Annotated in this window: 23 protein-coding genes, 1 pseudogene and 1 riboswitch; of the genes and pseudogenes, 16 read left to right on the top strand and 8 right to left on the bottom strand. The window is 68.1% G+C overall.

Annotation, left to right across the window (positions count from 1 at the left end; genetic code table 11):
- Window positions 1–950 (bottom strand): PH domain-containing protein (locus VE759_RS05125; RefSeq protein WP_324928852.1); only part of this gene is annotated, 950 nt, incomplete at its 3' end.
- A 26-nt stretch (window positions 951–976) separates the two neighbouring features.
- Complete coding sequence (locus VE759_RS05120; RefSeq protein WP_414687836.1) at window positions 977–1,459, bottom strand: PH domain-containing protein; 483 nt, start codon at window positions 1,457–1,459, stop codon at window positions 977–979.
- A gap of 103 nt (window positions 1,460–1,562) precedes the next feature.
- On the opposite strand from VE759_RS05120, the gene VE759_RS05115 reads away from it, so the two are divergent.
- From VE759_RS05115 to VE759_RS05060, 12 genes are all read left to right on the top strand, one after another.
- Window positions 1,563–2,480, top strand: a complete 918-nt coding sequence (locus VE759_RS05115) for an SDR family NAD(P)-dependent oxidoreductase (RefSeq protein WP_324928841.1) — start codon at window positions 1,563–1,565, stop codon at window positions 2,478–2,480.
- Between the two features lie 5 nt (window positions 2,481–2,485).
- Window positions 2,486–3,694 carry a gephyrin-like molybdotransferase Glp gene (glp, locus tag VE759_RS05110; RefSeq protein WP_324928839.1) on the top strand — a complete coding sequence of 403 codons (1,209 nt, stop codon included), beginning with the start codon at window positions 2,486–2,488 and terminating at the stop codon, window positions 3,692–3,694.
- 5 nt (window positions 3,695–3,699) lie between these two features.
- Window positions 3,700–4,431: a phosphatidylserine decarboxylase gene (locus VE759_RS05105; protein ID WP_324928837.1), complete on the top strand. Its 732-nt coding sequence runs from the start codon at window positions 3,700–3,702 to the stop codon at window positions 4,429–4,431.
- A 14-nt stretch (window positions 4,432–4,445) separates the two neighbouring features.
- Window positions 4,446–5,294: a CDP-diacylglycerol--serine O-phosphatidyltransferase gene (gene pssA / locus VE759_RS05100; protein ID WP_324928849.1), complete on the top strand. Its 849-nt coding sequence runs from the start codon at window positions 4,446–4,448 to the stop codon at window positions 5,292–5,294.
- A 6-nt stretch (window positions 5,295–5,300) separates the two neighbouring features.
- Window positions 5,301–7,478 carry an AAA family ATPase gene (locus VE759_RS05095; protein WP_324928835.1) on the top strand — a complete coding sequence of 726 codons (2,178 nt, stop codon included), beginning with the start codon at window positions 5,301–5,303 and terminating at the stop codon, window positions 7,476–7,478.
- 136 nt (window positions 7,479–7,614) lie between these two features.
- Window positions 7,615–10,491 carry a Na+/H+ antiporter subunit A gene (locus VE759_RS05090; protein ID WP_324928834.1) on the top strand — a complete coding sequence of 959 codons (2,877 nt, stop codon included), beginning with the start codon at window positions 7,615–7,617 and terminating at the stop codon, window positions 10,489–10,491.
- Entirely contained in the window at window positions 10,488–10,949 is a 462-nt protein-coding gene (locus VE759_RS05085; RefSeq protein ID WP_324928832.1) for a Na(+)/H(+) antiporter subunit C, read from the top strand. Before VE759_RS05090 ends, VE759_RS05085 begins: the two co-directional genes overlap by 4 nt.
- Entirely contained in the window at window positions 10,946–12,553 is a 1,608-nt protein-coding gene (locus tag VE759_RS05080; protein WP_324928830.1) for a Na+/H+ antiporter subunit D, read from the top strand. The genes VE759_RS05085 and VE759_RS05080 overlap by 4 nt, the downstream gene beginning before the upstream one ends.
- 30 nt (window positions 12,554–12,583) lie before the next feature.
- Window positions 12,584–13,114 carry a Na+/H+ antiporter subunit E gene (locus VE759_RS05075; RefSeq protein WP_324928829.1) on the top strand — a complete coding sequence of 177 codons (531 nt, stop codon included), beginning with the start codon at window positions 12,584–12,586 and terminating at the stop codon, window positions 13,112–13,114.
- Between the two features lie 30 nt (window positions 13,115–13,144).
- Window positions 13,145–13,426 carry a monovalent cation/H+ antiporter complex subunit F gene (locus VE759_RS05070; RefSeq protein WP_324928827.1) on the top strand — a complete coding sequence of 94 codons (282 nt, stop codon included), beginning with the start codon at window positions 13,145–13,147 and terminating at the stop codon, window positions 13,424–13,426.
- Complete coding sequence (locus tag VE759_RS05065; protein WP_324928825.1) at window positions 13,423–13,761, top strand: monovalent cation/H(+) antiporter subunit G; 339 nt, start codon at window positions 13,423–13,425, stop codon at window positions 13,759–13,761. Before VE759_RS05070 ends, VE759_RS05065 begins: the two co-directional genes overlap by 4 nt.
- 337 nt (window positions 13,762–14,098) lie before the next feature.
- A complete protein-coding gene (locus VE759_RS05060) occupies window positions 14,099–14,926 on the top strand; it encodes a hypothetical protein (RefSeq protein ID WP_324928823.1) in 828 nt (275 codons plus the stop codon).
- On the opposite strand, the gene VE759_RS05055 is transcribed toward VE759_RS05060, so the two are convergent.
- From VE759_RS05055 to VE759_RS05035, 5 genes are read right to left on the bottom strand one after another with little or no spacing between them, the layout of a single operon-like run.
- Window positions 14,821–15,444: an LON peptidase substrate-binding domain-containing protein gene (locus VE759_RS05055; RefSeq protein WP_324928847.1), complete on the bottom strand. Its 624-nt coding sequence runs from the start codon at window positions 15,442–15,444 to the stop codon at window positions 14,821–14,823. The genes VE759_RS05060 and VE759_RS05055 overlap by 106 nt on opposite strands.
- 22 nt (window positions 15,445–15,466) lie before the next feature.
- On the bottom strand, window positions 15,467–16,597 hold the full coding sequence (locus tag VE759_RS05050) for a glutamate--cysteine ligase (RefSeq protein WP_324928821.1): 1,131 nt from the start codon (window positions 16,595–16,597) through the stop codon (window positions 15,467–15,469).
- Window positions 16,578–17,267: a superoxide dismutase[Cu-Zn] gene (gene sodC / locus VE759_RS05045; RefSeq protein ID WP_324928819.1), complete on the bottom strand. Its 690-nt coding sequence runs from the start codon at window positions 17,265–17,267 to the stop codon at window positions 16,578–16,580. The genes VE759_RS05050 and sodC overlap by 20 nt, the downstream gene beginning before the upstream one ends.
- Window positions 17,268–17,277: 10 nt before the next feature.
- Entirely contained in the window at window positions 17,278–17,748 is a 471-nt protein-coding gene (locus VE759_RS05040; protein WP_324928817.1) for a LytR C-terminal domain-containing protein, read from the bottom strand.
- Between the two features lie 40 nt (window positions 17,749–17,788).
- On the bottom strand, window positions 17,789–18,094 hold the full coding sequence (locus tag VE759_RS05035; RefSeq protein WP_324928816.1) for a DUF3263 domain-containing protein: 306 nt from the start codon (window positions 18,092–18,094) through the stop codon (window positions 17,789–17,791).
- A gap of 122 nt (window positions 18,095–18,216) precedes the next feature.
- Here VE759_RS05035 and VE759_RS05030 point away from each other — a divergent pair, with 122 nt between their 5' ends.
- From VE759_RS05030 to VE759_RS05020, 3 genes are read left to right on the top strand one after another with little or no spacing between them, the layout of a single operon-like run.
- Window positions 18,217–18,810: a peptide deformylase gene (locus tag VE759_RS05030; protein ID WP_324928814.1), complete on the top strand. Its 594-nt coding sequence runs from the start codon at window positions 18,217–18,219 to the stop codon at window positions 18,808–18,810.
- Window positions 18,811–18,812: 2 nt separating this feature from the next.
- Complete coding sequence (locus VE759_RS05025) at window positions 18,813–19,064, top strand: hypothetical protein (protein ID WP_324928812.1); 252 nt, start codon at window positions 18,813–18,815, stop codon at window positions 19,062–19,064.
- 25 nt (window positions 19,065–19,089) lie between these two features.
- On the top strand, window positions 19,090–19,896 hold the full coding sequence (locus tag VE759_RS05020) for an exodeoxyribonuclease III (protein WP_324928845.1): 807 nt from the start codon (window positions 19,090–19,092) through the stop codon (window positions 19,894–19,896).
- Between the two features lie 8 nt (window positions 19,897–19,904).
- Here the strand turns inward: VE759_RS05020 and VE759_RS05015 are convergent, their stop codons facing one another.
- The gene (locus VE759_RS05015) at window positions 19,905–21,650 is read right to left on the bottom strand and encodes an MFS transporter (protein WP_414687835.1); all 1,746 of its coding nucleotides are present in this window, start codon (window positions 21,648–21,650) and stop codon (window positions 19,905–19,907) included.
- A gap of 142 nt (window positions 21,651–21,792) precedes the next feature.
- A riboswitch (TPP riboswitch) is annotated at window positions 21,793–21,920 on the top strand.
- Here VE759_RS05015 and VE759_RS05010 point away from each other — a divergent pair.
- Window positions 21,916–22,149, top strand: a pseudogene (locus tag VE759_RS05010) (phosphomethylpyrimidine synthase); the annotation flags it as partial. (Overlaps the previous riboswitch by 5 nt.)

Genomic DNA, 22,149 nt, shown 5'->3' with positions numbered 1-22,149 from the left:
AGTTCGGTCAGCACCGCGCTGGCCGTGTCTCTCGGGCACGGCGGCAGCAGCACCGACGACTCGCCCTCACCATCGACGCCGGTCATCACCGCATCGAGGCGCGCGCCGCGCACCGCGCGCACCGGAAGCGGCTCCAGCAGCGTGCCGCCGCGCAGCCGGCTGAGATCATAGGTGTGCTCGCGCACCCGCAGCACCCCGTGGCGCAGGTGCAGCACCCCGCCGTCCGGGCCGAAGTCACGGCGCAACACCAGGTTTCCATACGTCAGCATTGACCAGACCACCGACAGCAGCACCGACGCCACGAGCAGCGACACCGTGATCGCCGCGACCACCAGCCCCACACCCCAGCGCTGCGCCACCGCGACCCCGGACTGCGCGAGATGCGAGCGTTGCAGCGCCACACCGAGGCCCGCCTGGTAGGCCACTCCGGCCGCGGCGGCGATCATCAGCAGGCCGGAGAAGCTCAACGGGCTGTAGCGCAGCCATGACGGACGCCACCGCGCCAGCACCCTGCTCTGCTGCTCGGCCGCCTCGGCGGTCCCGGCCGGCAGCGATTCGGCCAGCAGGGTGGTGCGCAGCTGTGCCACCTGTGCGGTTTCGACGGCGTCGAGCTCGAACCTATTCTCGCCCTTGACTTCATGACCGGTGCTGACCCGGATGACGGTCAGGCCCAGCAGCCGGTGCAGCAGCCTGGCGTCCGTTTGCACCGAGCGAATCCTGTTGCGCGGCAACGAGATCAACCGGCGCTGCAGCACCCCGGTATGTAACACCACGTTCTCGGTGTCGATCCGGTAGGTGGTGGTGAACCAGCGGGCCAACCCGAAACCCACGGTGATGGCGAGCGCCGCGAGCGGCCACGCCTGGTTGCCGGTCGCCGACCCGAGCACCGCCGAACCGATCAGCACCGGCAGCTGGCGCAACACCTCGTGCACCGGGTGCACCAGCAGCATCCGCGGGCTCAGCCGCTGCCAGTCGGTCACGTGGCGTCTTCGGCGCCGAGGGCGGCGATGTCGGTCAACTGGGCCACCACGCGGTCTGCGACGTCGTTGTCGAGCGCGACGATGTGCACCGCGCCGGCGGACGACGCGGTGGTGACGGTGACGTTGGCCAGACCGAACAGCCGGTCCAGCGGGCCCCGGTGGGTGTCGACGGTCTGCACGCGCGAAATCGGCGCGATCCGGCGCTGCTGCACCAGCCACCCGCTGCGGGTGAACACCGCCTGCGGGCTGATCTCCCATCGGTGCACCCGGTACCGCCAGACGGGGCCCACGCCGATGTGAAAGGTCATCAGCACGACGGTCACCGCGGCGACCATGGCGTGCAGCCAGGTCGGGCGGGGGGTGAGCGCCACCCACAGCATCTGAGCGAGCACCGGGATGACCCAGGCCATCGCCGCGCCGACGGCCCACAACAGCGGGGCCTTGCGGCTGGGCGGATGAGCCGGGTCGGCGAACGTGATCACGCCGAGCTATTCCTTATGGGACCGGTTCTAACGTTTCCGTATCGTTTGGGATGGCACCACAGACGATACGTGCCCATTTCGGGCGACCCGAGGAGCCTCGATGAGCAGCAAGTGGACCGCGGCCGACGTGCCGAGTCAGGAGGGCCGCGTTGCGGTCATCACCGGAGCCAACACGGGTATCGGCTTTGAGGCCGCCGCCGTGCTTGCCGACAAGGGCGCACATGTGGTGCTGGCCGTGCGCAACCTCGACAAGGGCAAGGCGGCCGTGGACCGGATCGTCGCGAGGAGCCCGCACGCCGATGTCGCGCTGCAGGAGCTCGACCTGACGTCGCTTGACTCGATCCGCAACGGCGCCGTGCAGCTCAAGGCGACGCACCCGCGCATCGACCTGCTGATCAACAACGCCGGTGTGATGTTCACGCAGAAGGGCACTACCAAGGACGGCTTCGAGCTGCAGTTCGGCACCAACCATCTGGGCCACTTCGCGCTCACCGGGCTGCTGCTGGAGCGGCTGCTGCCGGCCGAGGGTTCGCGGGTGGTCACGATCAGCAGCCCCGGCCACCGCATTCTGTCCGAGATCGACTTCGACGACCTGAATTCCGAACGCAGCTACAACCGCGTCGCGGCGTACGGGCGATCCAAGCTCGCCAATCTGCTGTTCACCTACGAGCTGCAGCGCCGGCTGAAGGCCAAGGACGCACTGCCGATCGCGGTGGCAGCTCATCCCGGCTTCGCGAACACCGAGCTGATTCGCAACACACCGATTTGGATGCGATGGCCGGCCGAGCGGGTCGCCGGGCTCGTCGCCCAGAGTGCTGCGATGGGTGCGTTGCCGACGCTGCGCGCCGCGACCGACCCGGACGTGCGCGGCGGCCAGTATTACGGGCCGGACGGGTTCGCCGAGCAGCGCGGCCATCCCAAGCTCATCGAGTCCAACCGGCAGTCTCACGACGAGGATTTGCAGAAGCGGCTGTGGGCGGTGTCGGAGGATCTGACCGGCGTCACCTATCCAGTTTGATACCAATGCGATCCGTCGAGGCACACGCCGCCGTCGTCGCCGAGCTGATCCGGGCTCGCGCGCCGGAAATGCTGCCGCTCGAGCGCGCCGAGGGACTGGCGATTGCCGACGACGTCGTCGCCCCGCTGTCGCTGCCCGGCTTCGACAACTCGGCGATGGACGGCTACGCGGTGGTGGCCGACGACGTTGCGAGGGCAACCGAGCAGCGGCCGGTGCCGTTGCCGGTCGCCGAGGACATCCCGGCCGGCCGCACCGACCCACTGACGCTGAAACCCGGTACGGCGCACCGGATTATGACGGGCGCGCCGATTCCCGCGGGTGCGACCGCGGTGGTGCCCGTTGAATCGACCGACGGTGGCATCGACACAGTCACGGTCTTTGCGCCCGCCGTGGCGGGCAAGCACATCCGCCGCGCCGGGGAGGACGTCACCGCGGGCACCACGGTGTTGCAGGCCGGGCAGCCGGTCACGCCCGCGGCACTGGGTTTGGCCGCCGCGCTGGGATTAGCGGAACTGCCGGTGGTTCCGCGGCAGCGGGTGTTGGTGATGTCCACCGGCACCGAGCTCGTCGCTCCCGGCACGCCGCTGAGCCCCGGCCAGATCTATGAATCCAACGCGGTGATGCTTGCCGCCGCGGTACGCGACGCCGGCGGCGAGGTCATCGCCGCGCCAATGGCGGGCGACGAGGTCGACGCGTTCCGCGCGGTGCTTGACGCGTACGCCGGGCCGGCCGACTTGATCATCACCAGCGGCGGCGTCAGCGCCGGCGCCTATGAAGTGGTCAAGGACGCATTGGCCGGCGAGGGCGTGGAGTTCGTCAAGGTGGCCATGCAGCCGGGCATGCCGCAGGGCGCCGGGCGCTTGGGCGCAAGATGGGCCGGCACGCCGATCATTACGCTGCCCGGCAATCCGGTCAGCGCGCTGGTGTCGTTCGAGGTTTTCATCCGCGCGCCGCTGCGCACCGCGATGGGGCAGGGCCGGGCGCAGCGTCCCCGGCGCACCGCGGTACTGACCGACGGCCTGACGTCGCCGCCCGGCAAGCGGCAATTCCGGCGTGGGGTGCTGGACGCGGCGGCCGGCACCGTGACCACCTACGGCCCGCCGGCGTCGCACCATCTGCGCTGGCTGGCCTCGGCGAACTGTCTGCTGGAGATTGACGAGAACGTGACAGAGCTCGATGCCGGATCGCAGGTGCAGGTCTGGGACTTAAGATAGGGCAAATGGCCAGACGCCCCGGAAATCCGGTCGACGACCCGAGATCAGATGCTGAGCGCCTGATCGATCTGGTCCGCTCGACCGTCCCACCGGTGCATCCGGCCGGTTTTCCTTTCATCTCAGCGGGTTTGGCCGTGGCCGCGGCCGGCCGCAGGCGGCGTTGGCTGCGTACCGCGGGGCTGGCCGCGGCGGGTGCGAGCGCGGCGTTTTTCCGCCATCCGAGCCGGGTGCCGCCGGAGCGGGACGGGGTGGTGGTGGCACCGGCCGACGGACAGATCACGCTGATCGACACCGCGGCGCCACCGGCCGAGCTGGGGCTCACCGACGAGTCGATGACGCGGGTCAGCATTTTCTTGTCCCTGCTCGACGCGCACGTGCAGCGGGTGCCGGTGTCCGGCGAGGTGTTCGACGTGCAATACCGGCCCGGCCAGTTCGGCTCGGCGTTTCGGCAGCGCGCCAGCGAGGAGAACGAGCGCAACAGCGTTTGGATCCGCACACCGGAGGGCCGCGACGTGGTGGCCGTGCAGATCGCCGGTGTGCTGGCCCGGCGCATAGCCTGCGATTTGGAGGTCGGCGACAAGGTCGCGATCGGAGAAACCTACGGGCTCATCAGATTTGGCTCACGATTGGACACCTACGTGCCGACCGGCTCGAAGGTGGTGGTGACGACCGGTCAGCACGCCGTCGGCGCGGAGACCGTGCTCGCGGAGCTTCCGGCCACCGAGAACCTGTCGTGAACAAACCGCAGATCATGCGCCGGGCCGGCGTGGAGGCCTTACCGAGCGCGATGACGGTGGCCGCCATCTGCCTCGGGTTGACGGCGATCAAGTTCGCGCTCGACCATCGGCCGACACAGGCGATGGCACTGCTGGTGCTCGCCGCGATTCTCGACGCACTCGACGGCCGCGTCGCCCGGATTCTCAACGCCACCTCGCGGATGGGTCAGGAGATCGACTCGCTGGCCGACGCGGTGAATTTCGGTGTGGCCCCAGCCTTTATCGTCTACGCCACGCTGCTGGAGCACTCGCCGCGCGGTGGCTGGCTGGTGGTACTGCTGTACGCGGTTTGCATCGTGCTGCGGTTGGCGCGCTACAACGCGCTGGTCGACGTAGATCAACCCGCCTACGAGAAGGATTACTTCGTCGGAATGCCTGCGCCCGCGGGAGCTGTCGGCGCGATCGGGCCGATCGCGGCCAAGATGCAGTTCGGCGACGGATGGTGGACGACGGACTGGGCGGTGTCGATCTGGATGATCGGTGTTTCGCTGCTGGTGGTCAGCCGGATCCCGATGCGAAAGGTGCACACGTTTTCCGTTCCGCCCAACATGGTCGCCCCGGCGCTCGTCGTGCTGGCGCTCGGCGTTGCGGCCGCGTTCGTGTTCCCTTATGTCACGATCATGGTGATCATCGTTGCCTACGTGTGCCACATCCCGTTCGCGATTCGCGGCAAGCGCTGGCTGGCCGCCCATCCCGAGGCGTGGGACGACAAACCACGCCAACGGCGTGCGCAACGGCGCGCGATCCGCAGGGCCCAGCCGCATCGGCAGTCGTCGGCACGCCGGTCCGTGGCGCGGCTGGGCCTGCGCCGTCCGCAGCGCTGAGGCGACATGAGCCCGACACTGACGCTGACCGCACGGCTGAACACCTCCGCGGTCGACTCGCGTCGCGGCGTGATTCGGCTACACCCGGAAGCCATTGCCGCGCTGGGCATTCGGGAATGGGACGCGGTGTCGCTTACCGGCTCCCGCAGCACCGCCGCGGTCGTCGGGCGGGCCGGCCCGGAGACCCCGGCCGGGACCGCGCTGCTCGACGACGTCACGCTGTCGAACGCGGGACTGCGTGAGGACACCGCGGTGATCGTCGGCCCGGTGACGGTGTACGGCGCACGATCGGTGACGCTGAGCGGCTCGAAGCTGGCCACCCAATCGGTATCACCGGCCGCGCTGCGACAAGCGTTGCTGGGCAAGGTGATGACGGTCGGCGACACCGTGTCGCTGCTGCCCCGCGACCTCGGACCCGGCACATCGACGTCGGGGGCCAGCGCGGCGCTGGCGTCGGCGGTAGGCATCGCATGGACCTCCGAGCTGCTGACCGTTACCGCCACCGATCCGGCCGGACCCGTTAGCGTACAACCGAATTCGCTCGTCGGCTGGGGCAACGGCGTCACCCCGGTGGCGCGCACCTGGAGTCCGGCCGCGACGGTGAGGACGCCGACGCAATGGCCCGCGACCCCGCCGATCACCGTCGATGACCTCAAAGGCTCGCGCGTGCAGGCCGGCCGGCTCTCGGAATGGCTCAGGCTCGCGCTCGACAAGCCCGAGCTGCTGGAAAAGCTCGGCGCCGGCGCGAATCTCGGCGTGCTGGTGTCCGGGCCCGCCGGGGTGGGCAAGGCGACGCTGGTGCGGGCGGTGTGCGCCGGCCGGCGGCTGGTGGAACTCGACGGACCCGAAGTCGGCGCACTCGTCGCCGAGCAGCGGCTGCGGGCCGTCGCGGACGCGGTGGCCACCGTGCGCACCGGCGGTGGCGTGCTGCTGATCACCGACCTGGACGCGCTGCTGCCGTCGCCCGCCGAACCGGTCGCGACGCTGATCCTCACCGAACTGCGCTCGGCGGTGGCCACCCCCGGCGTGGCGTTCATCGCGACGTCGGCGGTGCCCGACGCCCTCGACATCCGGCTACGGGCACCCGAGCTGTGCGACCGGGAGCTGGGGCTCTCGCTGCCCGACGCGGCGACCCGCAAGGCGCTGCTGGAGGTGCTGCTGCGCTCGGTTCCCGCGGAGAGCCTGGACCTCGACGAGATCGCGGGGCGCACACCCGGTTTCGTGGTCGCCGATCTGTCCGCGCTGCTGCGCGAGGCGGCGCTGCGAGCGGCCGCACGGGCCAGCGCCGAGAGCCGGCCGCCCGCGCTCACCCAAGACGACCTGGTCGGGGCGCTGAGCGTGATCCGGCCGCTTTCGCGGTCGGCGACCGAGGAGGTCTCGGTCGGCGCGGTCACCCTCGACGACGTCGGCGACATGGCCGCCACCAAGCAGGCACTCACCGAGGCGGTGTTGTGGCCGCTGCAGCATCCGGACACGTTCGCCCGGTTGGGCGTGCAGCCGCCGCGCGGCGTGCTGCTCTACGGGCCACCCGGCTGCGGCAAGACGTTCATCGTGCGGGCGCTGGCCAGCTCGGGGCGGCTGTCGGTGCACGCGGTGAAGGGCGCCGAGCTGATGGACAAATGGGTCGGCGCGTCGGAGAAGGCCGTACGCGAGCTGTTCCGCCGGGCCCGGGACTCGGCGCCGTCATTGGTGTTCCTCGACGAGATCGACGCGCTGGCGCCGCGCCGGGGGCAGAGCTTCGACTCCGGTGTCACCGACCGCGTGGTCGCGTCGCTGCTGACCGAGCTCGACGGCATCGAGCCGCTGCGCGACGTGGTGGTGCTCGGCGCCACCAACCGCCCCGACTTGATCGACCCGGCGCTGCTGCGACCGGGCCGGCTGGAGCGGCTGGTGTTCGTCGAACCACCGGACGCGGACGCGCGCCGCGACATCTTGGGTACGGCAGGCAAGTCGATCCCGCTGGCCGCCGACGTCGATCTGGACGCGCTGGCCGGTCAGCTGGAGGGCTACAGCGGCGCCGACTGCGTCGCGTTGCTGCGCGAGGCCGCACTGACCGCGATGCGGCGCTCGATCGACGCTGCCGACGTCACCGCCGCCGACGTCGCCACGGCGCGCGAAACCGTGCGGCCATCATTGGATCCCGTCGAGGTAGCGGCGCTGCGGGCGTTCGCCGAACACCAGTGATCAACCGCCGCCGTGGGCGTGAACCGCATCGGCTGGCGGGGTGGGCGTGAGCGGCTGACGGGATGGGCGTGAGCGGCGTCCGTAGACTGGCCTGAGCCAGAGCCCTGAGGCTGACACCCCGGCATATCGGAGTGCCATGCTAGTCATCCTGCTCGCGCACGCGGTCGCCGCCGCGCTCGCGCCGCTGCTCGTCTACCGCTGGGGCAGGCTGGCATTCTTGCCGTTGGCGCTGGTCCCCGCGGCGTCGCTGATCTGGGTGGTGCTGAACTGGCCGACGGCCGGGCATGCGGCCAGGGTCAACGTGCCGTGGGTGCCCGAGCTGTCGATGAACATCGTGCTGCGCTTCGACGCGTTGTCGGCGGTGATGAGCGTGCTGGTGCTGGGCATCGGCGCACTGGTGATCGTCTACTGCGCGTATTACTTCAAGCACAGCGACGGGCACACCGAGCCGCGGCTGCCGAGCTTCTCGGCGGAGCTAGTCGGTTTCGCCGGCGCGATGTTCGGCTTGGTGGTCAGCGACAACATGCTGGTGCTTTACGTGTTCTGGGAGCTCACCACCGTGTTCTCGTTCCTGCTGGTGGGCCACTACGCCGAGCGGGCCAGCAGCCGCCGCGCCGCGATGCAGGCATTGCTGGTGACGGCCGCCGGCGGGCTGGCGATGCTGGCCGGCATCATCGTCCTCGGCCACGCGGCGGGCACCTATCTGCTCTCGGAGCTGGTCGCCGCGCCGCCGTCGGGGGCGGTTGCGGCGGTCGGGGTCGCGCTGGTGCTGGTCGGGGCGGTCAGCAAGTCGGCGCTCGTGCCGCTGCACTTCTGGCTTCCCGGCGCGATGGCGGCACCCACCCCGGTCAGCGCGTATCTGCACGCCGCGGCGATGGTCAAGGCCGGCGTCTATCTGATCGCCCGGTTGACGCCCGGCTTTGCCGACTCGCCGCCGTGGCGGCCGACCGTGGTGATCCTCGGCGTCCTGACGCTATTGCTGGCCGGCTGGCGGGCGATCCGCGAATACGACCTGAAGCTGATCCTCGCGTTCGGCACGGTGAGCCAGCTCGGGCTGATCGTCCTGATGGTCGGCGTCGGCGGCGGCAACATGATGCTGGCCGGGCTGGCGATGTTGTGTGCGCACGCGTTGTTCAAGGCGGCGCTGTTCATGGTCGTCGGCATCATCGACCACGCGGCGGGCACACGTGACATCCGCAGGCTGGCGTGGCTCGGCCAGCGCAGCAGGGCGCTATTCGTCGTCGCTGCCGCGGCGACCGCCAGCATGGCGTCGATGCCGCCGTTTTTGGGTTTCGTGGCCAAGGAGGCCGACTTCGAGACGCTTGCCCAGAGCCCGGGGCTGGGCGGGGCCGCCCCGTACGTGTTGGCCGCGGTCGTGACGGGCTCGGTGTTCACCACGATCTACAGCGTGCGGTTGTTGTGGGGAGGGTTCGCGCGCAAGGGATTCGACGCGCCGAGCGTGCTGGTGAGGACGATGCAACAGCCGTCGGCGGGGTTCCTGGTGGCCCCGGCGATCCTTGCCGCCGTGGGTCTGGTGCTCGGCATCGCGCCGGGCCTGCTGAACAACGTGCTCGACGACTACGCCGACACCCTGCCCGGCGGCGAGAGTTACCGGTTGGCGCTGTGGCATGGGTTCGGCGCACCGCTGCTGTTGTCGACTTTGGTGCTGGCCGTCGGCGTGGCGGCGTTCGCCGCCAGGGCCCGGCTGCGGCGTTTCCGCATCGGCTGGATGCCGCTGGGTAACGCCGACCGGGTCTATGACGCGGTGGTGCGCGGCGCCGACACGTTGTCGCTTCGGCTGACCGGGATGACGCAGCGCGGCTCGCTGCCCGCGACGCAGGCGGTGATCCTGTCCACGTTGGTGCTGCTGCCCGTGGTCGTACTGGCCGCCGGCGCGCGGGACCGCCCGCATTTCCGGCTGTGGGATTCCGCCCTGCAACTCGTGGTCGGGCTGCTGATCGTCGCCGCCGCCCTCGGCGCCATCGTGTTGCGCAATCGGCTGGCCGCGGTGCTGCTCGTCGGGTCGACTGGCTACGGCTGCGGCGTGGTGTTCGCGTTGCACGGCGCACCGGATCTTGCGCTGACGCAGTTCCTGGTCGAGACCCTGACGCTGGTGGTGTTCGTGCTTGTGCTGCGGACACTTCCGGCCGAGGCGGACCGGGCCAACATCAGACGGAACCGGTTGCCGCGCGCGGTGCTGGCGATCGCGGTCGGCGCGACGGTGGCCGCGCTGGCCATGTTCGCGATGGCCGCCCGCGCCGACGTGCCGATCGGGGCGCTGGTGCCGGCGGCCGCTTACGCGCGCGGCCACGGCGCCAATGCGGTCAACGTGCTGCTCGTCGACATCCGGGCGTGGGACACCCTCGGCGAGATCTCGGTGTTGTTGGTGGCCGCGACTGGGGTTGCGTCAATGGTGTTCCGCCACAGGCGATTCGGCGCGGCGCCGCGGATGGCGCGGGTCGCGGGCCAGCCCGGCGTCACACGCACGTCCCCGCCCGGCGCGGTCACGTGGCTGCGTGGCAGCGAGCTGCGCGACCCGCGGCACCGCTCCCTGGTGCTCGAAGTCGCGACCCGGGTGATCTTCCCGCTGATCATGGTGCTGTCGGTGTACTTCTTCTGCACCGGCCACAACACGCCGGGCGGCGGATTCGCCGGCGGGCTGATGGCCGGGCTGGCGCTGGTGCTGCGGTATCTGGCCGGCGGCCGCTACGAGCTCGGCGAGACGCTGCCGCTGGACGCCGGCAAGGTGCTGGGCGTTGGCATCGGCCTCGCGGCCGGGACCGCGGCGGCCTCGCTGCTGCTGGGCGCGCCGGTGCTGTCGTCGGCGGTGGTGCGGATCGACCTTCCGGTGCTGGGCACCGTCAAGTTGGTCACCGCCTTGTTCTTCGATCTCGGCGTGTACCTGATCGTCGTCGGCCTCGTGCTCGACGTCCTGCGCAGCCTCGGCGCGCGGCTTGACATCGAGATGGGCGAACAGCCCGCGGCCGCCGCCGAGGGGGCGGCGTCGCGATGACCAGTCCGCTCATCCCGCTGGTGCTGCTCGGCGTGCTGACCAGTTGCGGCGTTTACCTGCTGCTCGAACGCAACCTGACGCGAATGTTGTTGGGCTTGTTGCTTGTCGGCAACGCGGTGAACCTGCTGATCCTGACCGTCGCGGGTCCGGCGGGCAATCCGCCGATCTGGGGCCGCACCAGCGACGGCCGCACCGCCGACGCCGACCCGCTCGCGCAGGCGATGATCCTGACCGCGATCGTCATCACGATGGGCATCGCGGCGTTCGTGCTGGCGCTCGCGTATCGCTCCTACCGGCTCACCACCGAAGAGGAAGTCAGCGACGACGCGGAGGACACCCGGGTCTCCCAGCAGTCCGAAGACGAGGCCGAGCAGGATGTGGTGCATCCTCGGGAGCCGCGCACCACCGACGAGCGCGCCGAACTCGACGAGCTGCCCGACCCGGAGCCGTCGCGATGAGCGGCCACAGCGGGCTCGCCGCGGCCCTCACCCCGCTTCCGGTGCTGATCCCGATCGGGGGCGCCGCGGCCACGCTGATCCTCGGCCGTCGTCCCCGGCTGCAGCGCGCGATCACACTCGTCGCGTTGATCGCGGTGATGGTGGTCTGCGCGACGCTGCTGCACCTGACCGATCGCGGCGGCACATTGGCGCTGCACGTCGGCGGCTGGGGGCAAGTCATTCCCGCGATGGGCCCGCTGGGCATCACGCTGGTGGTGGACCGGCTGTCGGCGCTGATGCTGGTGGTGTCGTCGATCGTGCTTCTCGCGGTCATCGTCTACGCCATCGGCCAGGGCATTCGCGACGGCGACGAACGCCAGCCGGTGTCGATCTTCCTGCCGACCTACCTGGCGCTGGCGGCCGGTGTCTGCAATGCGTTTCTGGCCGGTGATCTTTTCAACCTGTTCGTCAGCTTCGAGGTGTTGCTGTCGGCCAGCTTCGTGCTGCTGACCATCGGCGCCACCGCCGAGCGGGTCCGCGCCGGGATCTCGTACGTGATGGTGTCGATGGTGTCGTCGCTGATCTTCCTGATCGGCATCGCATTGGTGTACGCGGCGGCCGGAACACTGAACTTCGCCGAGCTCGCCCTGCGCCTCGACCACATCGCGCCGGGCATTCGCAGCATGCTATTCGCGGTGCTGCTCGTCGGGTTCGGCATCAAGGCCGCGGTGTTCCCCCTGTCGACGTGGCTGCCCGACTCCTATCCGACCGCGCCCGCGCCGGTTACCGCGGTGTTCGCCGGCCTGCTGACGAAGGTTGGTGTGTACGCGATCATCCGGTCGCATTCGCTGCTGTTCCCCGGCGGCGGGCTGGATTCGCTGCTTCTGGTCGCCGCGCTGCTGACCATGCTGATCGGCGTGTTCGGCGCGATCGCGCAGAGCGACATCAAACGGCTGCTGTCGTTCACGCTGGTCAGCCACATCGGCTACATGGTGTTCGGGGTCGCGGTGTCCAGCCGGCTGGGCATGTCCGGCGCGATTTACTATGTCGCGCACCACATTATCGTGCAGACCACGCTGTTCTTGGTGGTCGGGCTGATCGAACGTCAGGCCGGCGCTTCGACGCTGCGCCGGCTCGGCGGCCTGGCCGCCGCGAGCCCGGTGTTGGCCTTGCTTTTCATGTTGCCCGCGCTGAGTCTTGGTGGTGTTCCGCCATTTTCGGGTTTCATCGGCAAAATCGCGGTGTTGCAAGCCGGTGCGCAGAACGGTTCGGTGCTGGCGTGGATTCTGGTGGCCGGTGGCGTGACGACGAGCCTGCTGACGCTTTACGTGATGATGCGGGTGTGGACGAAGGCGTTCTGGCGGCCCCGTGCCGACGCTCCCGAAGGGGCGCTGGCCATGGCGGGCCCCTACGCGCTGATGGGCCAGCGCGACGACGTGCTGGTCGAGGAGCGCGCCGACGTCGGCCGCATGCCGATCGGCATGCTGGTCCCGACCATGATCCTGGTCGCGATTGGGCTGACGCTCATGTTGGCTGCCGGGCCGATCTTCTCCTATGCCGACCGTGCTGCCGCCCAGGTGCTGGACCGGTCGGAGTACATCGCCGCGGTGGTGGGTCGGCAATGAGGGTGGGTCGGCAATGACGGTGGGTCGGCAATGAGTAGAAAGGCGGCGCTGCGGATCTGGGTGCTGTGCTGGCTGACGATGGTGTGGGTGCTGTTGTGGGGCGAGCTCTCCGTCGCCAATGTCGTCGGCGGGCTGGCGGTGGCGGTGGTGGTCACGCTTTTGCTGCCGCTGCCGGTGGTCGCGGTGCAGGGCCGGCTGCACCCGCTGTCGCTGGCGGTACTGGTGGCGCGGGTGGCGTGGTATCTGGTTTTGTCCAGTGTTCAGGTGGCGTGGCTGGCGATCACGCCGGGGCCACCGCCGATGAGCGCGGTGCTGCGGGCCCGGTTCGACGTGAAGTCGGATTTGGTGCTGGCCCTGGCGGTCAACATCATGAACCTGATTCCCGGAACGGTGGTGCTGGAGATCGATCAGGATCACCGCACGCTCTACATCCACGTCCTGGATGTTCGCTCGGACCGGGCGGTCGACCGGTTCCATCGCCAAGTCGCCGAAATCGAGCGGCTGTTGGTGGCGTCGTTCGAGCGGGACAGCGACTGGCGGGCAAGTGAGGAGCGCGCATGACGGCGAGCGCGAAATGACAATGGAGCGCGCATGACCACGGTATGGATCATCGCGGCGGTGATGCTGGTGGCCGCGGCCGCGATCACGATGTTCCGCCTGCTGGCAGGCCCCAGCACGCTGGACCGGCTGATCGCGGTGGACGCCATGGTGGCGGTGATGATGTGCGGGCTGGGCACCTGGGCCGCGTACAGCCTGGACTCCACGGTCGTCTACGGCCTCACCGCGCTGGCGTTGATCAGCTTCGTCGGCTCGGTGAGCGTCACGCGTTTCCGGGTGCCCGATGTCAAGCGCACTGCCAGGAAACGACCATGAGCCTCTTCGATGTGGTGTCCGGCGCGCTGGTGCTCGGCGGCTCGGCGCTGGCGCTGACCGCTGCGATCGGCATCGTGCGCTTCCCGGATACGTTGTCGCGCATGCATTCGGTGACCAAGCCTCAGGTGCTCGGACTGCTGCTGGTGCTCGCGGGCGCCATGATCCGGCTTCGCGGCAACGTCGACGTCGGCATGATCATCCTGACCGGCATGTTCACGTTGATCACCGCGCCAGTGGTCGCGCAACGGGTTGGCCAACTGGCGTACCGCGAGGAGAACGTCCGCCGGGACCTGCTGAGGGCCGACGAGATCCGCGACGATTCCGCGCGGGGCTAGTTGTCTCCGCAAAACGGACCATAGGTTGATCACGGCCCGGCGGGCGGCGCCGGATGGAGCTGTTGATCAGCCGGCACAGCCACCGTCGCCACCGTACGGGCCGCCGGACTGCTGGCCGAACTCTGACCATTGCGGCATGTCGTCACCGCTGCCACCTATCAACGCTTCCGGCTAGCGGTAATCTCTGCATGCACCGGTGGCTTTGTAGCCGCCGTCCAGTCAGACGGCAGGTTTCTCTAAACATCCGCTTCTAGCTTGGCGCTCCTCGACGGATGGAGAGGAACCGAAACCCATGGCAGAGATTTACACACCTCGGGCCGGACAACGACGTGGGCCGATGGCGGTGAAAGTACCGGAGATCACCGCTACGTTTTGGATACTCAAACTGCTCACCACGGGAATGGGCGAGGCGGCGTCGGACTACTTGCTCAGCACGCTGCGCTTCGTCGGCTTCGGCATCGGCCTGCTCGGCTTTGTGTTATCGCTGTGGGTTCAGTTTCGGACGCGGCGCTACAACGCCTTCGCGTACTGGTCGGCGGTGATGATGGTTGCCGTGTTCGGCACGATGGCAGCCGACGTCATGCACCATCAACTGCACGTGCCGTTCGAAATATCGACAGCCGGCTACCTTCTGGCCCTCATGGTCACCTTCTGGGCATGGCACCGCACCGAACGCTCACTGTCCATTCACAGCATCACCACCAGACGCCGCGAAGTATTCTATTGGCTGGCGGTGTCTTTCACCTTCGCGCTCGGAACGGCGGCCGGCGACCTCACAGCCAGCGTGCTGCACTTTGGATTCGCCGGATCAATCGTGCTGTTCGCCGTCGTGTTTGCGATTCCCGCGATGGGTTACTGGCGCTTTCGCCTCAACAGCGTCGTCGCGTTCTGGTGGGCGTACATCATCACCAGACCTCTCGGTGCTTCGGTTGCGGACTGGGTGAGCAAGCCGCACCGGGCCGGCGGCCTCGGCTACGGCGACGTCCCGGTCGTCGCTGTGTTACTGGGCATCATCTTCGTTCTGCTCACATTCGTCGCCGTGAGGTCACGCGCGGGTGCCTACTCAGCCGACAGCTGGAATTCGACCATCGCCGACACGGTGTCGACGGCCTCACTCACCGCCCGCCGACGCGCGGCTGCCGAAGGCGCGGCCAGCACCGAGTAACGGTCGGCCGGACCCATCGGCACCCGGGATGCCAACGCGTACAACCGCTTGCCCGCATCGCCGACCATCGCCACATCGGCGAACAGCATGTCCCGGGGCGGCAGCTGGGCACCCCGTGCCGCGGCGATACGCTCGAACAACGCCATCACCCGGTCCTGGAGATCCTGGATCTGGTCGTCGGTCACCGCGTCTCCCGGCTCGTCGGGCCAGACCTCGGCGACGGCGCGGGGATACGGATCGTCGGGCAGCCACCGACGCACTGTGATCCGCTCGCCGACCCGGCAGCGCAACGTGTATCGCCCGTCACCGTGGGCCTGGTGCTCTACGATGCGGGCCAGTGCCCCGACATCGTAGCGTTCGTCACCGCCGCCGACCTCACGTCCGGCCGCGATCAGCACCACCCCGAACACGGGCTGATCGGCGATGAGGCAATCGGCGACCAGCCGCGCGTAGCGCGGCTCGAAGATCCGCAGCGGCAGGTCGTCGCCGGGCAGCATCGCCACCTCGAGCGGAAACATCGGCGTGGCAGTCGAATTCACCTCACAGCTCCAGTTCGGCGACGAGTGCGTCGACCACGGCGCGCAGATCGCCGTCATGGTCCTCGGCCACCCGGCGCTGACGCTGGTAGGACGCGCCGAGCCGGTAGATGTCGGTCACTGCCGCCAGTTCATCGGCGCAGCCCAATGATTGCGCTACCGGATGCAGCCGGGTCAACAGGTCATCGAGATCGTCGGTGACGAGCCGTTCGTTGCTGTCGGCGTCCAGTATCACGATCGCATCGAGGCCGTATCGGGCCGCGCGCCACTTGTTTTCCTGCACATGCCAAGGCGGCATCATCGGCAGGCTATCGCCGGCATCCAGCCGTCGGTCCAGATCGACCACCAGGCAATGGGTCAACGCCACCAGGGCGCCGAGCTCACGCAGGTTGGACACTCCGTCGAACACCCGCACTTCCACCGTGCCGAGATGCGGCGAAGGCCGGATGTCCCAACGGATTTCGTCCATGCGGTCGATGATGCCGGTCTTCTTCTGGTCGTGGACGAAGCCCTCCCACTGCGCCCAGGTGCGGAACTGGAACGGCAGCCCGGCGGTGGGCAGCTGCTGGAACATCATCGCGCGGTTGCTGGCGTAGCCGGTGTCCTCGCCGTTCCAGAACGGCGACGAGGCCGACAACGCCAGCAGGTGCGGAAAATGATTCAACAGCGACGAAATGATCGGCATCACCTTGTGCGCCGAGGAGATTCCGATGTGCACGTGCACACCCCAGATCAGCATCTGCCGGCCCCACCACTGGGTGCGCTTGATCAGCTCCGCGTACCGAGGCGCGTCGGTGAGCTTCTGCGCCGACCATTTGGCGAACGGATGGGTGCCGGCGCAGAACAATTCCATGCCGCGCTCGCGGACGACCTTGCGCGCGGCCAGCAGCGTCGAACGCAAATCGTCCATCGCCTCCGGCACGGTGTCGCAGATGCCGGTCACGAACTCGACCGTGTTGCGCAGCAATTCCTTGTGTACGTGCGGATTTTCCCCGAGCTCGGCGATTACGTCGGCGGCCTCGTTGCTGAGGTCCCGCGTCTGGCCGTCGACCAGCGCGAACTCCCACTCCACACCGAGGGTCGGCCGGGCAGTCCCGGCGAAGCTGATTCGGCGCCTAGCCGGTGCCGATGACACCGCACGCCACCCGGCCGCCGGCGTCGCCGGTGGCAAGGGTGTTCTCGTCGGGACCCGGAGTTCCGTTGACCTGGCTGTACTTCTCCGGCGGAATGTTGCCGAAATTGTCGGCCTTCGCGTGGATGATGATCGCGGTCTTCTCGCCGCCCAACAGGTTTTGGGCGGTGAACGTGTCGCTGGTGGTGACCAGCTTGGCCTGGCCGTCGCCGCGCACCTCCAGCGAGGTCAAGTCGCCGCTGGACGGGTGACCGGTGTGGCCGGGAGCCTGGTAATGCCCACCGGCAGAGTTGAAGTCACCGGGCGCACCGCCGGTCGGGGCGACGGAGTTGGCTTCACACTTGCCGACCTGGTGAATGTGCATCCCATGGAAACCTTGGCTGAGATGGCCGGGACCGACGGTCTCCACGGTGACGGTGGCGTAGCCGTTCGCAAACTCGAACGTGGCGTTTGCCACGGTCGTGCCGTCGGGGGCCTTCAATTGTGCCCGCAGCGTTTCGCTGCCTGCCGGTTGGTTGGTCTGCGTGGCCGACGGCGACGGCGAGCCCGTCCAAACCGGCGGCGTGGTACCCGGCTGATTACTCGGCTGCTGATTCGGGGTGCAAGCACTCAACGCGACCACCGGGGCGGCTAGCAAGATGGCTGGCAAGACGCGGCTGGCGGACTTGAACATAACGGTGAGCCTATCCGGTGACTATCACGATCACGCCCGGCGGCTGCTCGGCCAAACCGGTGACGCGCGGTTGCACCGGAGCGTTGATCACCTTGCCCACTTCGTCGGCCGCGGCGTGCTCGCCGGCGTTGGCGTCGCTGAAGAATACGGTCGTCGCGGGCACGTCTGAAAGGCTGAGGTTTCCGGTCTGGGTGACATTCCACCCGGCCGCCTTGAGCTGATCGGCCGTCCGCCCTGCCGCGCCCTCATCGGAACCAATGTTGAAGACGCGCACTTCGGCCTTGGCGGGGGCGGGCGCCCGCGAAGCGGCCGCGGTAGTTGTGTTGGTGGTCACAATCGTGGTTGCGGATGAGTCGTCGGAACCGCCGCTGGAGCCGATCGCCTGGAATCCGACCAGCAGAAACAGGACGCCAAGAAAGAGCAGCACCATCACCATGGCGCGCAGCGGGAGCCCGGAGGAGTCTGGTACGCGCTCGTTCATCGCCCCCACTGTATCGAGGGTGTCCGTTAGGCCAGGAACTTCAGGTGACGTCGAAGCCGAGCCGGCGCGCGGCTCGCGCCTTCTGCCGGCTCGCACGCAGTCGCCGCAGACGCTTCACCAGCATCGGGTCGGCGGCCAGCGCCTCGGGCCGGCTCACCAGTGCGTTGAGCACCTGGTAGTAGCGGGTGGCCGACATCGAAAACAGCTCCTTGATGGCTTCTTCCTTGGCGCCCGCGTACTTCCACCACTGCCGCTCGAAGGCCAGGATGTCGTGCTCGCGACGAGTGAGCCCGTCAGCGGGTTCGTCGTCGCCAGAACGCTGCGCCCGTGCCATGGCGCCGTCCATATCGCTCCTTGCACCCCTACCGAACGAATGACATCCCTGTGTTTCGGCGCTCATTCAACCACGTTCAGCGCGATAGGCACGTCAGCCGAGCCCGCGCGTCGGCTCACTTAAGCTTTCGGTTCGTGACCATTCGCCCGATCCGGATCGTGGGAGACCCCGTCCTGCGCACCGCGACCAATCCCGTCGAGGTCGGCCCGGACGGTTCGATACCCGCCGACGTGACCGACTTGATCACGGACATGTTCGAGACGATGGACGCGGCGAACGGTGTGGGATTGGCGGCCAACCAAGTTGGCGTAAGCCTGCGGGTGTTCGTGTACGACTGCGCAGACGAACGGGGCAGGACGACGCGGCGACGCGGCGCGGTGATCAACCCGGTACTGCAAACCTCCGAGGTACCCGAGACCATGCCGGACCCAGACAAAGACGACGAAGGCTGCCTGTCGGTTCCGGGCGAAACGTTCCCGACCGGCCGCGCAAATTGGGCGCGGGTCACCGGTTTGGACCCCGACGGCAACAGCGTCGAGCTGGAAGGCACTGACCTTTTCGCGCGAATGCTGCAACACGAGACCGGCCACCTCGACGGTGTGTTGTATCTGGACCGGCTGGTCGGCAGGCACGCGCGCGCCGCCAAACGGATGCTGAAAGCACACGGGTGGGGCGTTCCCGGCAATTCATGGACACCCGGCGAGATGCCGGACCCCTTCGGCCACTGATGATGTCGTCCGGCGGGCGGGAGCAAAGCAACCGGGGATTCGACTGGCCCGCGCTGGGCACCCGAGTGGTGATCCGATGTCGCCGGCCGGCCGGTTCGGTGCCGCCGCTCACCGACGTGATCGGCTATCTGCTGGCGACCGACCCGATGGTGCGGGTGCGAAACAAGCGCGAAGAGGTGGTCGACATATCCCCCGCCGATGTGGTTGTCGTGCGCGCCTTGGGGGATCCGCCGGTGCGAAAGACCCGAACGTAGGCTGAATTGCATGCCGGGCGACACTTTGCGGTTGGCCACCTGGAATGTCAACTCGATTCGCGCGCGGGTGGACCGCGTCGTCGACTGGCTAGAGCGCGCCGAGATCGACGTGCTGGCCATGCAGGAAACCAAGTGCGCCGACGACCAGTTCCCGACGATGCCGTTCGTCGCGGTCGGCTATGACGTCGTCCACTGCGGTTCCAGCCAGTGGAATGGTGTCGCGATCGCATCCCGGGTCGGCATCGACGACGTGCAGGTCGGCTTCGATGGACAGCCCACGTGGACTGACAAGCCCGACGTCAGGGCGGCTGCCGAGGCCCGGGCGCTCGGCGCGACATGCGGCGGAGTGCGGGTGTGGAGCCTGTATGTACCGAACGGCCGCGTCCCGGCCTCCCCGCATTACTACTATAAGTTGGAATGGCTTGCCGCACTGCGTGATACGGCACAGAAGTGGCTCAGCCAGGATCCGGGTGCGCGGATTGCACTCGTCGGCGACTGGAACATCGCGCCCACCGACGATGACGTATGGAGCGTGGAGTTCTACCGGAACAGCACGCATGTCACCGAGCCGGAGCGAAGGGCATTCAACGCGATCGTCGACGCCCAATTCGCTGACGTGGTACGGCCTTTCGCGCCGGGGCCGGGCGTGTACACGTACTGGGACTACACGAACCTGCGGTTCCCGAAGCGCCAGGGCATGCGAATCGACTTCATTCTCGGCTCACCGGCGCTGGCCGAGCGCGTCAGCCATGCCGAGATCGTTAGAGCGGAACGCAAGGGCAAGGCACCGAGCGATCACGCGCCCGTGATGATCGAACTGCGCCGGGACTGAGCCCTCGCCTAGCCTTCCGTGTCGGCGTCGGCGTAGCGCCCCGGGTTGAACAGCGACGCGGCCGCGCCCATCAGCGTCATGACCGCGGCGGCGGCGAACACCACGACGAGCCCGGCGTGAAACGGCCCGGAGATCAGCTCGGGGAAGAACGCCTTGCCCGTCAGCACGTCGGCGTTGACCCCCGGCTGCTGCAGGGCATGGGATGGCGCGAGCAGCTCGGCAATCGGGTTGTAGCCGAGGAACGCGGCGAAGAGGCTGCCGACCGGCGGAGTGTTCGCGACCTGATGGGCCACGGATGCCGAAACGCCCTGGTGCTGTAGCCCGGCGCTCAGGGTGCTGGGCAGCGTTTTTGCCAGCCCGATGATCATCAGCGAGAAGAAGATACCGATCGACAGCGACGAGCCGGCGTTGAAGAAGGTCGCGCGCACGCCCGACGCGGCGCCGCGCTCGCCTGCGGGCACGCTGGACATGATCGCCGCGGTGTTGGGCGCGGTGAAGATGCCGCCGCCGAGGCCCTGCAGGAGCACCAGCAACGCGAACAGCCAATAGTTGAAGTCGACCGGAATCAACACCAGCGCGACGAACGACGCCGCCATCAGCAGCATCCCGCCGACGGTGAACGGGCGCGCGCCGAATCGGTCGGCCAGCGACCCGGCCAGCGGACCGGCCAGCAGGAAGCCGACCGTCATCGGCAGCATATAGACGCCTGCCCACAGCGGAGTCGATTCGAAGCTGTAGCCGTGCAGCGGCAACCAGATGCCCTGCAGCCAGATGATCAACATGAACTGCAGACCGCCGCGACCGACCGATGACATCAGGCCGGCGAGATTGCCCATCCCGAACGCGGTGTTTCGAAACAACCGGATATTGACCACCGGCTGCGCCACCCGCAGCTCGATGAAGCAGAACGCGACCAGCAACAGCACCCCGAGCGCGATCGAGCCGAGCACCCACGGGTTGGTCCAGCCGGTCGTCGAACCACCGTAGGGCTGAATGCCGTACGTGATCCCGGTGAGCAGCACGGTGAGCCCGACCCCGAAGGTCAACGTGCCCGCCCAATCCAGCCGGCCGGGCGTGCGCACGCCGAGCTCCTTCAGCGAGCGGAAGCTCCAGACGGTGCCGAGCACACCGATCGGCACGCCGACCCAGAAGACGGCGCGCCAGTCCCACTCCGACAGCACTCCGCCGATCAGCAGACCAAGGAACGATCCGGCCACCGCGGCCACCATGTTGACGCCCAGCGCCATCCCACGCTGATTCGACGGGAACGCGTCGGTGAGGACCGCCGCCGAGGAGGCCATCAGCATCGCGCCGCCCACGCCCTGAATCACTCGCCAGCCGATCAGCCACAGCGCGCCGCCACCGAGGTGGAACGGGTCGAAGGACAGCGCGACGGCCCCAATCGTGAACACCACGAAGCCGAGGTTGTAGATGCGGACCCGGCCGAGCATGTCGCCGAGGCGGCCGAAGAACACCACCAGCACCGCGGTGACGACCAGGTACCCCATCAGCATCCACAGCAGGTAGCTGACGTTGGCGGGCGCGAGCGGGTTGAGACCGATGCCGCGGAAAATGGCAGGCAACGAGATCAGCACGATTGATGCGTTGATCGTCGCCAGCAGCGTGCCGAGCGTGGTGTTGGATAGCACTACCCACTTGTAGACGGGGTGATCGTGGTCCATCCGTCGCCGGCGGTTGGCTGTTTCGGCTTGTGCGGCGTCGAAGTCCTTCAGTTCGGCCCGCGGTTTCGTCATCTCAGTCTCAGTCGTCATCACTTTTCGCTTGGTATCGATCAGCCCCGGCCCAAAACACATATGTTAGCTATTCAAATGAAGCAGCACCATTTCGTATTCCCCGTTCACCGGTCACAGGTGGCTGCGCTAGCGTGGGCAGGTCTGTCAACTACGCGGGAGCGCACACCGAGTGCGCTGAGAGGACGGCTGGAGTTCGCTTCGCGAACGGTGCCGTCGACCGTATGAACCTGACCGGGTAATGCCGGCGTAGGGAGATGTCATGGATATGCCGAAGTCCAATTCGTCCGCCGCTGTCACAGCGTCTGTCACCACGGGTGCGATAACCGGCAGCACGAAGGTGTACCGAGACCTCGACGGGGTGCCGGGTGCGCGGGTGCCGTTTCGGCGGGTGGGTTTGTCCAATGGTGAGCATGTGGATTTGTATGACACGTCGGGGCCCTACACCGATGCTGATGCGGTGATTGATGTGTCGGCGGGGTTGGCGGCGCGCCCGGGGGTG

The organism is Mycobacterium sp. (assembly GCF_035640695.1).
Taxonomy (GTDB): Bacteria; Actinomycetota; Actinomycetes; order Mycobacteriales; family Mycobacteriaceae; genus Mycobacterium.
Note: the sequence above shows the minus strand (reverse complement) of the source record. Positions and strands in the feature narration are given on the sequence as shown.